Source organism: Bacteroides helcogenes P 36-108, from assembly GCF_000186225.1.
Lineage (GTDB): Bacteria > Bacteroidota > Bacteroidia > Bacteroidales > Bacteroidaceae > Bacteroides > Bacteroides helcogenes.
This window is the reverse complement of record NC_014933.1, coordinates 1343911-1361544: the sequence shown is the minus strand read 5'-3', so window position 1 is coordinate 1361544 and position 17634 is coordinate 1343911. Positions and strand designations below refer to the sequence as shown.

At 40.9% G+C, this 17634-nt stretch carries 18 protein-coding genes; all 18 read right to left on the bottom strand.

Going from position 1 to position 17634, the window contains the following annotated elements; all coding sequences use genetic code 11:
• Positions 1-20: 20 nt before the first annotated feature.
• Positions 21-386: a 50S ribosomal protein L14 gene (gene rplN, locus BACHE_RS05350; protein WP_005656528.1), complete on the bottom strand. Its 366-nt coding sequence runs from the start codon at positions 384-386 to the stop codon at positions 21-23.
• Positions 387-388: 2 nt separating this feature from the next.
• Entirely contained in the window at positions 389-658 is a 270-nt protein-coding gene (gene rpsQ / locus BACHE_RS05345; protein ID WP_005825701.1) for a 30S ribosomal protein S17, read from the bottom strand.
• Positions 655-852, bottom strand: coding sequence for a 50S ribosomal protein L29 (gene rpmC, locus BACHE_RS05340; RefSeq protein ID WP_013546678.1), 198 nt, complete (start codon positions 850-852; stop codon positions 655-657). Before rpmC ends, rpsQ begins: the two co-directional genes overlap by 4 nt.
• A 5-nt stretch (positions 853-857) precedes the next feature.
• Positions 858-1292, bottom strand: a complete 435-nt coding sequence (gene rplP / locus BACHE_RS05335) for a 50S ribosomal protein L16 (RefSeq protein WP_004291234.1) — start codon at positions 1290-1292, stop codon at positions 858-860.
• Between the two features lie 21 nt (positions 1293-1313).
• Positions 1314-2045 carry a 30S ribosomal protein S3 gene (gene rpsC / locus BACHE_RS05330; protein WP_004291235.1) on the bottom strand — a complete coding sequence of 244 codons (732 nt, stop codon included), beginning with the start codon at positions 2043-2045 and terminating at the stop codon, positions 1314-1316.
• Positions 2046-2050: 5 nt separating this feature from the next.
• The gene (rplV, locus tag BACHE_RS05325; RefSeq protein WP_009125136.1) at positions 2051-2461 is read right to left on the bottom strand and encodes a 50S ribosomal protein L22; all 411 of its coding nucleotides are present in this window, start codon (positions 2459-2461) and stop codon (positions 2051-2053) included.
• 35 nt (positions 2462-2496) lie between these two features.
• Complete coding sequence (gene rpsS / locus BACHE_RS05320; protein WP_013546677.1) at positions 2497-2766, bottom strand: 30S ribosomal protein S19; 270 nt, start codon at positions 2764-2766, stop codon at positions 2497-2499.
• Positions 2767-2786: 20 nt separating this feature from the next.
• Positions 2787-3611, bottom strand: coding sequence for a 50S ribosomal protein L2 (gene rplB, locus BACHE_RS05315; RefSeq protein ID WP_013546676.1), 825 nt, complete (start codon positions 3609-3611; stop codon positions 2787-2789).
• A gap of 5 nt (positions 3612-3616) precedes the next feature.
• Entirely contained in the window at positions 3617-3910 is a 294-nt protein-coding gene (rplW, locus tag BACHE_RS05310; protein ID WP_013546675.1) for a 50S ribosomal protein L23, read from the bottom strand.
• 16 nt (positions 3911-3926) lie between these two features.
• Positions 3927-4553, bottom strand: a complete 627-nt coding sequence (gene rplD / locus BACHE_RS05305) for a 50S ribosomal protein L4 (RefSeq protein WP_013546674.1) — start codon at positions 4551-4553, stop codon at positions 3927-3929.
• Positions 4553-5170, bottom strand: coding sequence for a 50S ribosomal protein L3 (rplC, locus tag BACHE_RS05300; RefSeq protein ID WP_013546673.1), 618 nt, complete (start codon positions 5168-5170; stop codon positions 4553-4555). The genes rplD and rplC overlap by 1 nt, the downstream gene beginning before the upstream one ends.
• A gap of 19 nt (positions 5171-5189) precedes the next feature.
• Positions 5190-5495, bottom strand: coding sequence for a 30S ribosomal protein S10 (gene rpsJ / locus BACHE_RS05295; protein WP_004291244.1), 306 nt, complete (start codon positions 5493-5495; stop codon positions 5190-5192).
• Positions 5496-5584: 89 nt separating this feature from the next.
• A complete protein-coding gene (fusA, locus tag BACHE_RS05290) occupies positions 5585-7702 on the bottom strand; it encodes an elongation factor G (protein WP_013546672.1) in 2118 nt (705 codons plus the stop codon).
• A 57-nt stretch (positions 7703-7759) separates the two neighbouring features.
• Positions 7760-8236 carry a 30S ribosomal protein S7 gene (gene rpsG / locus BACHE_RS05285; protein WP_013546671.1) on the bottom strand — a complete coding sequence of 159 codons (477 nt, stop codon included), beginning with the start codon at positions 8234-8236 and terminating at the stop codon, positions 7760-7762.
• A 152-nt stretch (positions 8237-8388) separates the two neighbouring features.
• Positions 8389-8790: a 30S ribosomal protein S12 gene (gene rpsL / locus BACHE_RS05280; protein ID WP_005825712.1), complete on the bottom strand. Its 402-nt coding sequence runs from the start codon at positions 8788-8790 to the stop codon at positions 8389-8391.
• A gap of 116 nt (positions 8791-8906) precedes the next feature.
• Entirely contained in the window at positions 8907-9218 is a 312-nt protein-coding gene (locus tag BACHE_RS05275; RefSeq protein WP_013546670.1) for a DUF3467 domain-containing protein, read from the bottom strand.
• A gap of 200 nt (positions 9219-9418) precedes the next feature.
• A complete protein-coding gene (gene rpoC, locus BACHE_RS05270) occupies positions 9419-13711 on the bottom strand; it encodes a DNA-directed RNA polymerase subunit beta' (protein ID WP_013546669.1) in 4293 nt (1430 codons plus the stop codon).
• A 96-nt stretch (positions 13712-13807) separates the two neighbouring features.
• Positions 13808-17620: a DNA-directed RNA polymerase subunit beta gene (gene rpoB / locus BACHE_RS05265; protein WP_013546668.1), complete on the bottom strand. Its 3813-nt coding sequence runs from the start codon at positions 17618-17620 to the stop codon at positions 13808-13810.
• Between the last annotated feature and the right edge of the window lie 14 nt (positions 17621-17634).

Below are 17634 nucleotides of genomic sequence, written 5' to 3'. Positions count from 1 at the left end.
TACTTAAATCTTTTACAATATTAAAGTACTTCAGGAGCGAGTGACACAACTTTCATGTTAGCAGCACGAAGTTCACGAGCTACTGGACCGAAAATACGACTACCTCTAATTTCACCTGCATTATTCAACAATACGCAAGCATTATCATCAAAACGTATATAAGAACCGTCAGCACGACGGATCTCTTTCTTAGTACGTACGATCAAAGCCTTAGACACTGCACCTTTTTTAATATCACTTGAAGGGATAACGCTCTTTACAGAAACCACAATCACGTCCCCAACTGAAGCATAGCGACGACCTGTACCACCCAAAACGCGGATACAGAGAGCCTCTTTTGCTCCGCTATTATCACATACTGTAAGTCTGGATTCTACTTGTATCATAATTACTTAGCTCTTTCAATTATTTCTACCAATCTCCATCTCTTAGTCTTGCTCAAAGGACGAGTTTCCATGATGTGTACAGTATCACCGATATTGCACTCATTCTTTTCATCATGAGCATGGTACTTCTTCGTTTTACTGACGAATTTACCATATATGGGGTGTTTTTCTTTAAACTTAGCTGCTACCGTAATGGTTTTATCCATTTTATTACTCAGCACAACCCCAGTTCTTTCTTTTCTTAAATTTCTTGCTTCCATCAAGCTCATCATTTATTGTTAAGTTCTCTTTCGCGTAATTCAGTTTTCATACGCGCAATAGTCCTGCGTAATTGTTTGATTTGAGCAGGATTATCCAAAGGAGAAATAGAATGATTTAAAACCATCTGGTTATAGTTAGCTACTTCTGCTTCTACTCTTTCTACCAAATCATTGGTAGGCATCTCTTTAATTTCTGCTATTTTCATACTTCTTACGCATTTTGATTTTGAATATCATAATCACGTCTTACCACAAATTTCGTTGTGATAGGAAGCTTTTGTGCAGCTAAGCGCAAAGCTTCTTTTGCGATTTCATAAGATACCCCTTCGGCTTCGATAATTATTCTACCCGGTGTAACAGGAGCAACAAATCCTTCCGGAGCACCTTTACCTTTACCCATACGTACATCAGCAGGCTTTCTTGTAATAGGTTTATCCGGAAAAATACGAATCCAAATCTGTCCTTGACGTTGCATATATCTTGTCACTGCAATACGTGCAGCTTCAATCTGACGGCCTGTAATCCATTTCGTCTCCAAGGCCTTAATACCAAAAGAACCGAAAGCCAACTGGTTTCCTCTTTGGGCATTACCTTTTTGACGGCCTTTTTGTTGTCTTCTGAATTTTGTTTTTTTCGGTTGTAACATAATTCCTAAAAATCAAATTCGTTAGCGATTATTTTTCTTTCTTTTGAAGTTCTTCCCGCCATTGTTTCCGCTATTGCTTCCACGACCACTTTCTTTGCTTTGCGTAAAGTTCGGAGCTAATTCCTTCTTACCATAAACTTCACCTCTACAAATCCAAACTTTAATACCGAGAAGACCAACCTTCGTCAATGCTTCTGCATGACAGTAGTCAATATCTGCTCTGAAAGTGTGCAATGGGGTTCTTCCTTCCTTATACATTTCAGAACGAGCCATTTCTGCGCCATTCAAACGTCCTGAAATCTGAATCTTGATACCTTCCGCACCCATACGCATTGTATTGGCAATAGCCATCTTAATGGCACGACGGTAGGCTATTTTACCTTCAACCTGGCGAGCGATGTTGTTAGCCACAATAACAGCGTCCAACTCAGGTCTTTTAACTTCGAAGATATTAATCTGGATATCTTTATCAGTGACCTTCTTCAACTCCTCCTTTAACTTATCAACTTCTTGGCCACCTTTACCGATAATGATACCTGGACGCGCTGTACAAACGGTAATAGTCACGAGTTTCAGTGTACGTTCGATCACAATTCTTGAAACACTGGCTTTTGCAAGACGAGCATTCAAATATTTACGAATCTTGCTATCTTCCAGCAGAGAATCGCCGTAATTCTTTCCACCATACCAATTGGAATCCCATCCTCTGATAATTCCTAAACGGTTGCTTATTGGATTAACTTTTTGTCCCATTTACCTTAATTTTGATCTTCGTTATTACTTTTAGAACCAACGAACAACGTTACGTGGTTTGAACGTTTACGAATTCTGTAACCTCTACCCTGCGGAGCCGGTCTCATTCTTTTGAGCGTAGCACCACCATCAACAAAAATCTTGGTTACGAACAACTCGCCACTTTCAGCTTTACGTTCGTTTTTCTGCTCCCAATTAGCAATTGCAGAGCGCAGCAACTTTTCCACTCTTGCGGCAGCTTCTTTTGAAGAAAACTTCAGAACGCCGAGGGCTCTGTTCACCTCCATCCCACGAATCATGTCAGCCACGAGACGCATTTTGCGAGGGGAAGTAGGAACATTTTGCAATTTCGCAAAATACATGGTTTTAAGGGCTTCTTTTCTTTTATCAGCCGATATTTTTTTTCTTGCTCCCATTATATTATTACTTTATTATTTCAATAAATCCTGTTTTATTTTTTCTTGTTACCAGCGTGTCCTCTGAATGTACGAGTTGGAGCAAATTCGCCCAACTTGTGTCCTACCATATTTTCGGTAACATATACAGGAATAAATTTATTTCCATTGTGAACTGCAACAGTATGCCCCACAAAATCAGGCGAAATCATTGAAGCTCTGGCCCAAGTCTTAACTACCACTTTCTTACCTGATTCATTCATGGTAAGTACTTTCTTTTCAAGCTTAACGTTAATATACGGACCTTTTTTTAATGAACGACTCATAATTTACTCAATTAATCAGATTACTTCTTTCTTCTCTCAATAATATACTTAGACGACTGTTTCTTCGGAGCTCTTGTCTTAAGTCCCTTAGCATACAATCCCTTACGAGATCTCGGGTGTCCTCCTGAAGCACGTCCTTCACCACCTCCCATTGGGTGATCAACCGGATTCATTACAACACCACGGTTTCGCGGACGACGTCCAAACCAGCGAGAACGTCCAGCTTTACCTGAACTTTCCAATCCATGATCTGAGTTACCAACACTACCAATAGTAGCCTTACATGTACTAAGGATCTGACGAACCTCACCTGAAGGCAACTTGATAACACAGTATTTACCTTCTCTCGAAGTCAACTGAGCGAAGTTACCAGCCGAGCGAACCAAAGCAGCACCTTGACCCGGACGTAATTCTATATTATGAATTACTGTACCGACCGGAATATTCTGAAGAGGAAGAGCATTTCCGATTTCCGGAGCAGCAGTCTCTCCCGACATCAAAGTCATACCAACTTGCAATCCATTGGGAGCAATAATATATCTCTTTTCTCCATCTACATAAAACAACAGAGCAATACGAGCCGAACGATTCGGATCATATTCAATTGTTTTAACCACTGCAGGTACACCATCTTTATTTCTCTTGAAATCAATAATACGAATAATCTTCTTACTACCGCCACCAATATAACGCATGGTCATTTTACCCGTGTTATTGCGACCACCTGAAGATTTCTTACCAAATACAAGAGACTTTTCTGGTACTCGTGCAGTAATCTCTTCGTAAGTACCAATAATTTTATGTCTTTGCCCCGGTGTTGTGGGCTTAAATTTACGTACTGCCATTTCTTTTAAATATTGCTATAAAAATCAATAGTATCTCCTTCTTTCAACGTAACAATAGCTTTCTTGAACGCATTTGTACGTCCGTTAATGATACCCGCACGAGTATAACGGCTTTTATTTTTGCCTGCATACCTCATTGTATTCACATCAACTACCGTAACATTGTAAAGGGCTTCAACCTCGCTCTTAATCTCCAATTTATTAGCTCCAGGACGCACGATAAAGCCAAAACGATTGTTTGCCTTATCAGTAATTGCAGTCATTTTCTCTGTCACTAACGGTTTAATAATAATTCCCATTATTTAAGCCTCCTTTTTACATTAAGATATTGTCGATAGCAGAAAGTGCACTTTCTGCAAGCACAATAATCCCAGCGTCCAATACTCTATAAGTATTTAACCCTGAGACCGCCTGCACATTAGCACTCTTCACGTTACGAGCCGACAAATATACGTTTTTATTTGCTTCCGGTAAAACCACGAGCAGCTTTTTGTCAGAAACTTTAAGATTCTTTGTCATTTCAATGAAGTCTTTCGTCTTCGGAGTTGCAAAAGTAAAGTCTTCAACAACAACGATTGCATTGTTTTGAGCTTTATATGACAAAGCCGACTTACGAGCCAAAGCTTTTACCTTCTTGTTTAACTTGAAATAGTAGTCTCTCGGTTTTGGGCCAAACACACGTCCACCACCTACAAGCACTGGTGAATTCATATCACCACGACGTGCGCCGCCACCACCTTTCTGACGACCGATTTTACGAGTAGAACCACTGATTTCACTTCTTTCTTTTGACTTATGCGTACCCTGACGTTGATTAGCCATAAACTGTTTAACATCCAAGTAAATAGCATGGTCATTGGGCTCAATTCCGAAGATAGATTCGTTTAACGTAACCTTTCTCCCAGTGTCCTCACCTTTAATGTTATATACGTTAACTTCCATTATTTCTCAATTATTACGATTGAACCTTTGCAACCAGGAACAGATCCCTTAATCAAAAGAAGATTATGCTCCGCGATTACTTTTAATACTTGCAGATTTTGAACAGTTACCCTGTCACCGCCAAGTTGTCCACCCATACGCATTCCTTTGAATACTTTTGCAGGGTAAGAACAAGCACCAATAGATCCCGGTTTACGAGCTCGATTATGCTGACCATGAGTCGTTTGACCTACGCCACCAAAACCATGACGTTTTACAACTCCCTGAAAGCCCTTACCTTTAGAAGTACCAACAACGTCAACAAAAGTTGCATCATTAAACAATTCTACAGTAACAGTATCCCCCAAATTTAATTCTGTTTCAAACTCTTTGAACTCAGCCAAGTGTTTCTTGGGAGTTACTCCAGCTTTTTTAAAGTGCCCCATCAAAGGCTTGGTAGTGTGCTTTTCTTTCTTATCTTGAAAGCCCAACTGAACAGCCTTATAGCCATCTTTTTCTACAGTTTTCACTTGAGTAACAACACAAGGACCTGCTTCGATAACAGTGCATGGTACATTCTTACCCTCGGCACTGAAAACGGATGTCATTCCGATTTTTTTTCCTAATAATCCTGGCATTTCACTTAATTTTTAATACTTACACTTTGATTTCTACTTCCACACCACTCGGCAACTCTAACTTCATCAGAGCATCTACAGTCTTAGCTGTTGAGCTATAGATGTCAATCAGTCTCTTATAAGAAGAGAGTTCGAATTGTTCACGCGACTTTTTGTTAACGAAAGTCGAACGGTTTACGGTAAAGATACGCTTATGCGTAGGAAGAGGAATTGGACCGCTAACGATGGCGCCCGTTGTCTTCACCGTTCTTACAATCTTCTCAGCTGATTTGTCAACCAAGTTGTGGTCGTAAGATTTCAGTTTGATTCTAATTTTTTGACTCATTACTGTCTTAATTATTAATAGTGTTATTATAATAAGATAAAGCTCCGTAGGTTAAGAGTCATTCGCTAACCTACGGACTTTAGCTGTTTTTAGATTAAGTCTGTACGACCTTTCACTTCTTCCAATACCGCCTTAGCGATAGAGTTAGAAACCTGAGCATGGTGTGAATATGTCATTGAAGAAGTTGCACGGCCAGAAGTGATAGTACGCAACGCTGTTACGTATCCAAACATTTCTGCCAGCGGAACCATTGCCTTCACGATACGAGCTCCAGAACGGCTTGATTCCATGCCCTCTACTTGCCCACGGCGCTTGTTCAAGTCACCAATCACGTCACCCATGTTCTCTTCCGGAGTAACAACCTCCAACTTCATGATAGGCTCCATCAAAACCGGACCTGCCTTAGCACAAGCATTCTTGTATGCCTGAATAGCACAGATTTCGAAGGATAACTGATCAGAGTCTACCGGATGGAACGAACCATCAAGCAACGTTACTTTCAAAGAGTCCAAAGGATAACCGGCCAGCACACCATTTTTCATGGCAGTAGTGAAGCCTTTTTGTACAGACGGGATAAATTCTTTAGGAATGTTACCGCCCTTCACTTCGTCTACAAACTGCAGACCACCCTGAACAAAGTCTTCATCCACCGGGCCGATATTCACAATGATATCTGCGAACTTACCGCGACCACCTGATTGTTTCTTATAAACTTCACGCAGGTTGACAGTCTTAGTAATAGCTTCTTTATAATTTACCTGAGGTTTACCCTGGTTACATTCAACCTTGAACTCACGTTTCAAACGGTCGATAATAATATCCAAGTGAAGCTCACCCATACCAGAGATGACCGTCTGACCTGTCTGTTCATCTGTTCTAACAGTAAATGTCGGATCCTCTTCAGCCAACTTAGCCAAACCGTTAGACAATTTATCCATATCTTTCTGAGTTTTAGGCTCAACAGCAATACCGATAACAGGTTCTGGGAAATCCATTGACTCCAATACAATCGGAGCCGCTTCATCACACAAAGTATCACCCGTATGAATATCTTTAAACCCTACACCAGCACCAATATCACCAGCACCAATCACCTCAACCGGATTCTGTTTATTTGAGTGCATCTGAAACAAACGAGATACACGCTCTTTCTTACCAGAACGGCTATTATAGATATAAGAGCCCGCTTCAATTTTGCCCGAGTAAACACGGAAAAATGTTAAGCGACCGACATACGGATCTGTAGCAATCTTAAATGCCAATGCCGATGTTTTTTCATCATCATCCGGTCTACGATCTTCTTCAGCACCAGTGTCAGGATTAGTACCAATGATGTTTGGAGTATCCAATGGAGAAGGTAAAAATGCACAAACATAATCAAGTAATGTTTGTACCCCCTTATTTTTGAATGAAGAGCCACACAACATCGGAACAACTGCCATTTGCACTGTTGCATTACGAAGAGCCCTCAAGACTTCTTCTTCCGTAATTGTAGAAGGATCATCAAAATACTTTTCCATTAAAGCATCATCAAATTCCGCTACTTTTTCAAGCATTTTGTCTCTCCATTCGTTGGCTTCATCTACCAAATTAGCAGGAATATCCTCTACTGAGTAATCAGCCCCCATAGTTTCATCATGCCAATAGATAGCTTTCATTTTAATAAGGTCAACCAACCCTTTAAAAGACTCCTCAGCGCCAATAGGAACGACAATAGGACATGGATTAGCTCCTAAAACATCCTTCATCTGCCGAACTACCTCAAAAAAGTCAGCGCCCGAACGGTCCATTTTATTTACATAAGCAATACGTGGTACGTTATACTTATCAGCCTGACGCCATACAGTCTCAGACTGCGGTTCAACTCCCCCAACAGCACAGTACGCAGCAACAGCACCATCTAATATACGGAGTGATCGCTCCACTTCAGCAGTAAAGTCAACGTGTCCCGGAGTATCAATCAAATTGATTTTATAAGTATCACCTGCATATTTCCAACGAGTAGTTGTAGCAGCAGAAGTAATTGTAATACCACGCTCTTGCTCCTGTTCCATCCAGTCCATTGTAGCAGCGCCGTCATGTACTTCACCTATCTTGTGTGTCAAGCCTGTATAGAACAGAATACGCTCAGAAGTTGTTGTTTTTCCGGCATCAATATGAGCCATGATACCGATATTTCGTGTCAAATGTAAATCATGCTTTGCCATTTTCTAATTCCTTTTACTTTAAGTTTTTAATCTTTAATTGGTTAGCTTCTTATTGTATTAGAATCTAAAATGAGCAAATGCACGATTAGCTTCAGCCATTCTGTGCATATCTTCTTTACGCTTATAAGCTCCCCCCTGTTCATTGAAAGCATCCATGATTTCAGCAGCCAATTTGTCGGCCATTGATTTACCACCACGCTTACGTGCAAAGAGGATCAAATTCTTCATCGAAATTGATTCTTTACGATCAGGACGGATTTCTGTAGGAACCTGAAAAGTAGCACCACCTACACGGCGAGACTTTACTTCCACTTGAGGAGTTACGTTATCCAATGCTTTTTTCCAAATTTCAAGAGCAGACTTCTCTTCATTCTGCATTTTATTTTTTACAGTTTCCAATGCAGCATAAAAGATTTCATAAGAAGTATTCTTCTTACCATCATACATCAGATGATTCACGAATTTGGAAACTTTCACATCACTAAACACGGGATCCGGAAGGATAACGCGTTTTTTCGGTTTTGATTTTCTCATTTGTCTGAAAGAATAATGTTTTCGTTTTTGGCTGTTTACTCTATGTTTTCTTCAACCCCTCCACCGAGGAATTTACTCAACCGTTAGCATTTCCAACAAACTAAAACGTATGTTATTACTTTTTATTTTACAGTTCAGCGTTAAGCGCTTTATTATTTCTTTTTAGCAGGAGCTGCTTGACCTGGCTTCGGACGTTTTGCACCATATTTTGAACGTCTTTGAGTACGACCTGCTACACCTGCTGTATCCAATGTACCACGAACAATGTGATAACGTACACCCGGAAGGTCTTTCACACGGCCACCACGAACCAATACAATGGAGTGTTCTTGCAAATTGTGACCTTCTCCCGGAATATAAGAGTTAACCTCTTTACCGTTAGTCAAACGCACACGAGCGACTTTACGCATAGCTGAATTCGGTTTTTTCGGAGTGGTTGTGTACACTCTCACGCAAACGCCACGTCTTTGAGGACAAGAATCCAAGGCAGGAGATTTACTTTTCTCAACCAATACCTCGCGCCCTTTTCTTACTAATTGTTGAATTGTAGGCATTTTAATTGTTTTTAGTTATATATTATTGTTTATATTAATTCGAAACTATACACTTTTGGGCTGCAAAGATACGAATAAGTTTTGAATAATCAATGCACTACAAGTTTTTTTTGATTTTATGCCTCCCCTTTAATATTGGGCAATGGTGAGAGCAACTGTTCATCCGGCATGCGGATCGTTCCAAAGGCACATTCATATTTACCGATATTTTCTTCAAGTGCGCGCATCAAACGTTTGGCATGCTCCGGAGCCAACACGATTCGTGATTGCACTCCTGCTTTAGGCATGCCTGGCAGCACACGTACAAAATCCAGAATAAACTCTGAACTTGAATGGGTAATAATAGCAAGATTAGCGTATGTTCCTTGCGCTACTTCTTCTTTCAGTTCTATTTGCAACTGAGCATTGTTGTTTTCCTGACTTTTCATCTTTTGTTATTCATAATAAGTGGAAGCAAATATACGCCTTTCGAATGAAGCCACAAAGAAGTTATAAATAAAACAATAATTCTAAAGGCCAAACATTACAATATATAACAAAAACATCATTTAAATAAAAACAAAGAGGTGGGGCCTATCTGACCTCACCTCTTATCCATATAAAGAATGATTAATTGCGTCAACTAATATTATTCTTCTTTTTCATCTACAGCATAATCAAGTACCGTTTTCTTATTAGCAAGCATACGATCGTATTCCTCTTTAGAACCAACGATAATTTTCTCAAACTCACGCTGTCCTGTACCAGCAGGGATCAAATGGCCGCAAATAACATTCTCTTTCATTCCTTCCAAACGGTCAATTTTCCCATTAATAGCAGCTTCATTAAGCACTTTCGTTGTTTCCTGGAAAGAAGCAGCAGACATGAAGCTTGAAGTTTGCAAAGCTGCACGTGTAATACCTTGAAGAATCTGTGTAGAGGTGGCAGGTACTGCATCACGTACTTCCACAGGTTTTAAGTCACGACGTTTCAACATGGAATTCTCATCACGAAGCTTACGAGCTGTAACAATTTGACCAGCCTGCATGTTTTGTGAATCTCCTGCATCAAGAACGACCTTTTTTCCCCAAATACGATCATTTTCCTCCATAAATTCCAGTTTGTCCACAATTTGTTGCTCCAAGAAACGAGTATCTCCCGGCTCATCAATCTCGACCTTACGCATCATTTGACGAACAATAATTTCAAAATGCTTATCATTGATCTTCACACCTTGCAGACGGTATACGTCTTGTACTTCATTCACGATATATTCTTGTACAGCCGTAGGACCTTTGATTGCGAGAATATCAGCAGGTGTAGTAGCACCATCAGACAACGGAGTACCAGCACGTACATAGTCATTCTCCTGTACCAGAATCTGCTTAGATAACGGTACAAGATATTTCTTAATCTCACCTGTCTTGGAAGTAACAATGATTTCACGATTACCACGCTTCACCTTACCCATTGTAACCTCACCGTCAATTTCAGAAACTACAGCCGGATTAGAAGGATTACGAGCTTCGAACAATTCAGTAACACGAGGAAGACCACCTGTAATATCACCTGCCTTACCTACAGCACGCGGAATCTTCACGATAACTTCACCGGCTTTTACTTTCTCTCCATCTTCAACTACCACATGACCACCCACAGGTAAATTATAAGTACGGATCAACTCACCATCTTCTGTCATAATATGAGCAGTAGGTACTTTCGTCTTATCTTTAGATTCGATGATGATGATTTCACGTAAACCGGTAGATTCATCAGATTCCACCTTATAGGTTACGTTTTCAATTACACCCTCGAATTCAATTTTACCAGTTGCTTCAGTAATAATAACTGCATTAAACGGATCCCAACGAGCAATCAACTTGCCCTTTTCTACCATTTCACCGTCAGTTGCATATAATGTTGAACCATAGGGTACATTATGTGTAGAAAGCACAATACCCGTATTCACATCCACAAAGCGAACTTCGGCCAAACGGCCAACTACCACCTTAGCAGGTTCACCTGCTTCATCAATTACATCTACTGTACGAAGCTCTTCGAATTCCAAACGTGCAGGATTTTTAGCCACAATACTTGCATTAGCAGCAATATTAGCAGCCGTACCACCGGCGTGGAAAGTACGTAATGTCAACTGTGTACCCGGCTCTCCAATGGACTGCGCAGCAATCACACCAACAGCTTCGCCCTTTTGAACCATGCGACTGGAAGCCAAATTACGACCATAGCACTTAGCGCAGACACCTTTCTTAGATTCACAAGTCAATACAGAACGAATTTCGACACTCTCTATCGGAGAGTCTTCAATCTTCTGTGCAACATCCTCAGTAATTTCTTCTCCACCGGCAACAATCAATTCGCCCGTTGTAGGATGGACAATATCATGTACCGAGACACGACCAAGAATGCGCTCATACAAAGTAGCGATCACCTCATCATTATTCTTCAAAGCTGTACAAACCAATCCTCGGAGCGTACCACAATCTTCCTCATTAATAATCACATCATGAGAAACATCCACCAAACGACGAGTCAAATATCCGGCATCGGCTGTTTTCAAAGCTGTATCAGCCAAGCCCTTACGAGCGCCGTGGGTAGATATAAAGTACTCCAACACCGACAGACCCTCCTTAAAGTTAGAAAGAATAGGATTTTCAATGATCTGACCACCCTCAGCTCCAGCTTTTTGCGGTTTTGCCATCAAACCACGCATTCCGGAAAGCTGACGAATCTGCTCCTTAGAACCACGAGCACCAGAATCCAACATCATATACACAGAGTTAAAACCTTGGTCATCACTTGAGATTGTTTTCATCAGAATATTAGACAATTCAGAGTTTACATGTGTCCAAATGTCAATTACCTGATTGTAGCGTTCGTTATTGGTGATGAATCCCATATTATAGTTATTGATAACCTGCTCCACCTCTTCGTAACCTTTCTGAACCAATGCTTCCTTCTCTTCCGGAATGATGATATCACCCAAGTTGAATGACAAACCACCTTTAAAGGCCATATAGTAACCGAGATTTTTTATTCCATCAAGGAAGTCAGCAGCCTTAGCAACACCACATACTTTAATTACATGGCTGATAATATCGCGAAGTGATTTTTTAGAAATAATTGTATTGATATACCCAGCTTCTGCGGGAACAATTTCATTTACAATAACACGTCCTACAGATGTATCATGCATCATCTTGTTCACAATATTACCACTTTCATCAACATCCTTTACAATAACGCTGACCGGAGCATGAATATCCACTCTACCTTCATTATATGCAATAAGAGCTTCTTCAGGACCATAAAAAATCAATCCCTCACCTTTTGCACCTTTACGCAGCTTAGTGATATAATACAAACCAAGAACCATATCTTGAGCAGGTACAGTGATAGGGGCTCCGTTAGCAGGATTCAAAATATTATGTGATTGGAGCATTAACATCTGTGCTTCCAGAATAGCATCATTACTCAAAGGCAAATGAACAGCCATCTGGTCACCATCGAAGTCAGCATTAAATGCCGTACATGCTAACGGATGAAGCTGAATAGCTTTACCTTCAATCATCTTAGGTTGAAATGCCTGAATACCTAAACGGTGAAGTGTCGGGGCACGGTTTAGCAATACCGGATGACCTTTCATAACATGTTCCAAAATGTCCCAAATAACAGGTTCCTTACGGTCCACAATCTTCTTGGCACTCTTCACAGTCTTTACAATGCCACGTTCAATCAGTTTACGGATAATAAACGGTTTATAAAGTTCAGCAGCCATCAATTTAGGAATACCGCACTCTCCCATTCTCAATTCCGGTCCAACAACGATTACCGAACGTGCAGAGTAGTCAACACGTTTACCCAACAGGTTTTGACGAAAACGTCCCTGCTTACCTTTCAAGCTATCAGAAAGAGACTTCAACGGACGATTAGCATCAGTCTTCACCGCACTTGACTTACGGGAGTTATCAAACAATGAATCAACAGCTTCCTGTAACATGCGCTTCTCATTACGCAAAATTACTTCCGGAGCTTTGATTTCAATCAATCTTTTCAGACGGTTGTTACGAATAATAACACGACGATAAAGATCATTCAAATCTGAAGTTGCGAAACGACCACCATCCAATGGAACCAACGGTCTAAGTTCAGGCGGAATAACGGGTACAATACGTACAATCATCCATTCAGGTTTGTTACGTCCACGAGATGCACGGAAAGATTCAACCACCTGAAGACGCTTCAAAGCTTCGCTCTTTCGTTGCTGGGAAGCATCACTTCCAGCCCGGTGACGCAACTCATAAGACAAAGCATCAAGATCAAGACGGGCGAGTAAATCATAGATTGCCTCAGCTCCCATCTTGGCAATAAACTTATTGGGATCCGAATCTTCCAGGAATTGATTATCTTTCGGCAATTTTTCCAAAAGATCCAAATATTCTCCTTCTTCAAGCAAATCATATTGTGCTATCTCATCAGATAAAATACCCGGCTGAATAACAACATAACGCTCGTAATAAATGATAGCGTCCAGCTTCTTGGTGGGCAATCCCAACAAGTAACCAATTTTATTAGGAAGTGAACGGAAATACCAAATATGAGCTACCGGAACAACCAACTGAATATGTCCCATACGCTCACGGCGTACTTTCTTTTCTGTTACTTCCACGCCACAACGGTCGCAAACTATACCCTTATAACGAATACGTTTATATTTACCACAATGACACTCATAATCCTTGATAGGACCAAAGATACGCTCGCAGAACAAGCCGTCACGTTCAGGCTTATATGTACGATAGTTGATGGTTTCAGGCTTTAAAACTTCACCACTCGAGTTCTCAAGGATTTCTTCGGGAGAAGCCAAACCGATAGAGATTTTCGAGAAATTACTCTTTATCTTGTTATCTTTTCTAAAAGCCATACTTTTATATATAATTGATAATTGACTATTGATAATTTAGAAAATGAACAGGTAATTGAGAATGAAACGATACATCGCTCACCCTCAATTTTCCCATTATTCAAGGTTGATACTCAAGCCCAAACCTCTCAACTCATGCAACAACACATTCAATGATTCAGGAATACCCGGAGTGGGCATTGGCTCACCCTTTACAATTGCTTCATAAGCCTTGGAACGTCCTACAACATCATCGGACTTAATAGTCAAGATTTCCTGCAAGATGTGTGCGGCGCCGAAAGCTTCGAGTGCCCAAACTTCCATTTCTCCAAAACGCTGACCACCGAATTGTGCTTTACCGCCCAAAGGCTGTTGTGTAATAAGTGAGTACGGGCCGATGGAACGTGCATGCATCTTATCTTCGACCATATGTCCAAGTTTCAACATATAAGTCACACCGACAGTTGCTTGCTGTTCGAAAGCCTCACCCGTACCGCCATCATATAACGTCGTTTTACCATAACGGGGAAGACCTGCCTTATCAGTCCATTCATTCAGATCATCCAATGAAGCACCGTCAAAAATAGGAGTAGCAAATTTCACACCCAACTTCTTACCGGCACGTCCCAAAACAGCTTCAAAAATCTGCCCGATATTCATACGCGAAGGCACACCCAACGGATTTAAGACGATATCCACCGGAGTACCATCAGCCAAGAATGGCATATCCTCTTGACGTACTACACGAGAAACAATACCCTTATTACCATGACGACCAGCCATTTTATCACCCACACCAATCTTACGCTTCTTAGCAATATAAACTTTCGCCATTTGAATGATACCCGCAGGCAATTCATCACCAATGGTAATAGCAAACTTCTTACGCTTCAGTTCAGCATCAAGTTCTTTGTATTTCTTGATAAAATTCATCACCAATGCGCGGATCAAACCATTAGTATGTTCATCCTTGGTCCAATTACTTAATTGAATAGCAGTGAAATCCAAATCACTAAAATCTGAAGCAGAGAACTTAGCCCCTTTGGAAATGACATCAGCACCCATATAGTCTTTTACTCCTTCCGAAGTATAGTTTTCAGTTAGCTTCAACAGTTTATTGACCAAAATCTTCTTTAATTCAGCAATCTTTCCATCGAATTCATCGTCAATCTTTGGCAATAGAGCCTTATCCGCCAATTTGGAACTACGAGTCTTGATAACTCGAGAGAACAGACGCTTTCCAATAATCACACCTTTCAAAGAAGGAGAGGCCTTCAAAGAAGCGTCTTTCACATCACCTGCTTTATCACCAAAGATGGCACGGAGCAGCTTTTCTTCCGGAGAAGGATCGGACTCTCCTTTCGGAGTAATCTTACCGATAAGGATATCACCCGGTTCGATACGCGCCCCTACACGCACAATACCATTCTCATCCAAATCTTTCGTAGCTTCCTCACTTACATTAGGGATATCAGAAGTCAATTCTTCCATACCTCGTTTGGTTTCACGAACCTCCAGAGAATACTCTTCTACGTGTATAGAAGTCAAAAGGTCTTCGCGAACCACTCGTTCATTCAAGACAATGGCATCCTCATAATTATATCCCTTCCAAGGCATATAGGCAACCAGTAAGTTCTTACCCAAAGCCAATTCTCCGTCTTCGGTTGAATAACCTTCAGTCAAAATCTGCCCTGCCGTTACACGTTGTCCCTTCTCACAAATCGGACGAAGATCGATAGTCATGTTCTGATTAGTCCGACGCCATTTAGGAATATTATATTCTTTCAATGCAGGCTCAAAGCTTACAAACTCTTCTTCCTCCGTACGATCATACAAAATGCGGATAGTCGTAGCATCAACAAAATCAATCACGCCATCTCCCTCAGCAGTGATCTGCGTACGGGAATCACGTGCTAACTGACGTTCAATACCTGTACCTACTACCGGTGCTTCACTCTTCAACAAAGGAACTGCCTGACGCATCATATTTGATCCCATCAGCGCACGGTTAGCATCGTCATGTTCAAGGAAAGGAATCAAAGAAGCTGCAATAGAAGCGATTTGTTGGGGAGATACATCCATCAGTTCCACTTCATCCGGAGTGACTACTGGATAGTCGGCATCCTGACGAGCTTTCACTTTGTCACGAATAAACGTGCCATCATCATTCAAAGGTGCATTACCCTGAGCTATAATCTTAGCTTCTTCTTCCTCCGCAGTCAAATAAACCAATCCTTCATCAGAAAGATCCACTTTACCATTTTCCACCTTGCGGTAAGGCGTCTCAATGAAACCGAGTTCATTGATTTTAGCAAAAACACAAAGCGAAGAAATCAAACCAATATTCGGACCTTCAGGAGTCTCAATCGGACAAAGACGGCCATAGTGTGTATAGTGTACGTCACGTACCTCGAAACCGGCACGTTCGCGTGACAAACCACCGGGCCCCAAAGCAGACATACGACGCTTGTGAGTGATCTCAGCCAACGGATTGGTCTGATCCATGAATTGTGACAATGCATTTGTTCCGAAGAAAGAGTTGATAACAGAAGATATAGTCTTGGCGTTAATCAAATCAATCGGGGTAAAGACCTCATTGTCACGAACGTTCATACGCTCACGGATGGTACGTGACATGCGTGCCAAACCGATAGCAAACTGGTTGGACAACTGTTCGCCTACTGTACGTACACGACGGTTGCTCAAATGGTCGATATCATCCACGTCCGCCTTTGAGTTAATCAACTCGATAAGATATTTGATGATCTCAATAATATCTTCTTTGGTGAGAACTCGCACGTCCATATCAGTCGTCAAGTTCAATTTCTTGTTGATACGATAACGGCCTACATCACCCAGGTCATATCTCTTTTCCGAGAAAAACAGGTTATTGATAACCTCGCGTGCACTGGCATCATCTGCCGGATCTGCATTACGCAACTGACGGTAGATGTAAAGTACAGCTTCTTTTTCCGAATTACTCGGATCTTTCTGCAGGGTATTATATATAATGGAGTAATCAGACTGGTTCGGTTCCTCCTTGTGTACGAGGATATTCTGAACGCCCGACTCTAATATAATATCAACATGCTCCGACTCAATTACGGTTTCACGATCAATAACTACTTCGTTACGCTCAATAGAAACGACTTCACCAGTATCTTCATCTACAAAATCCTCAATCCATGTTTTCAAGACACGTGCAGCCAATTTACGACCAACAATCTTCTTTAGATTCGTTTTGTTCACCTTTACGTCTTCAGCCAAATTAAAGATTTCGAGAATATCCTTATCATTCTCAAAACCGATAGCTCTCAACAACGTTGTTACAGGCAATTTCTTTTTACGGTCAATGTAGGCATACATAACATTATTTATGTCAGTAGCAAACTCAATCCATGATCCCTTGAAGGGGATAATACGAGCTGAGTACAACTTGGTTCCGTTGGCATGTACGCTCTGTCCAAAGAACACACCCGGTGAACGATGAAGCTGAGATACAACAACACGCTCCGCACCGTTGATGACAAATGTCGCTTTATCCGTCATGTAAGGAATAGGACCAAGGAATACATCTTGGATGACCGTATCAAAATCCTCATGGTCAGGGTCGGTACAATATAATTTCAATTTTGCCTTTAAAGGCACACTATATGTAAGCCCTCGCTCTATACATTCATCAATTGTATAGCGCGGCGGATCAATATAGTAGTCCAAAAACTCAAGAACAAAATTATTTCTTGTATCGGCAATAGGGAAGTTTTCAGCAAATACTTTATACAGTCCCTCATTCCTACGCTTCTCGGGTGGGGTATCCAGTTGTAAAAAGTCTTTGAATGACTTCAATTGTACTTCCAGAAAATCCGGATATTCAAGCGGATTCTTAGTCGAAGCAAAATTAACTCTTTGATTTACAGTATTTGAAGACATCTGTTAATGGATTT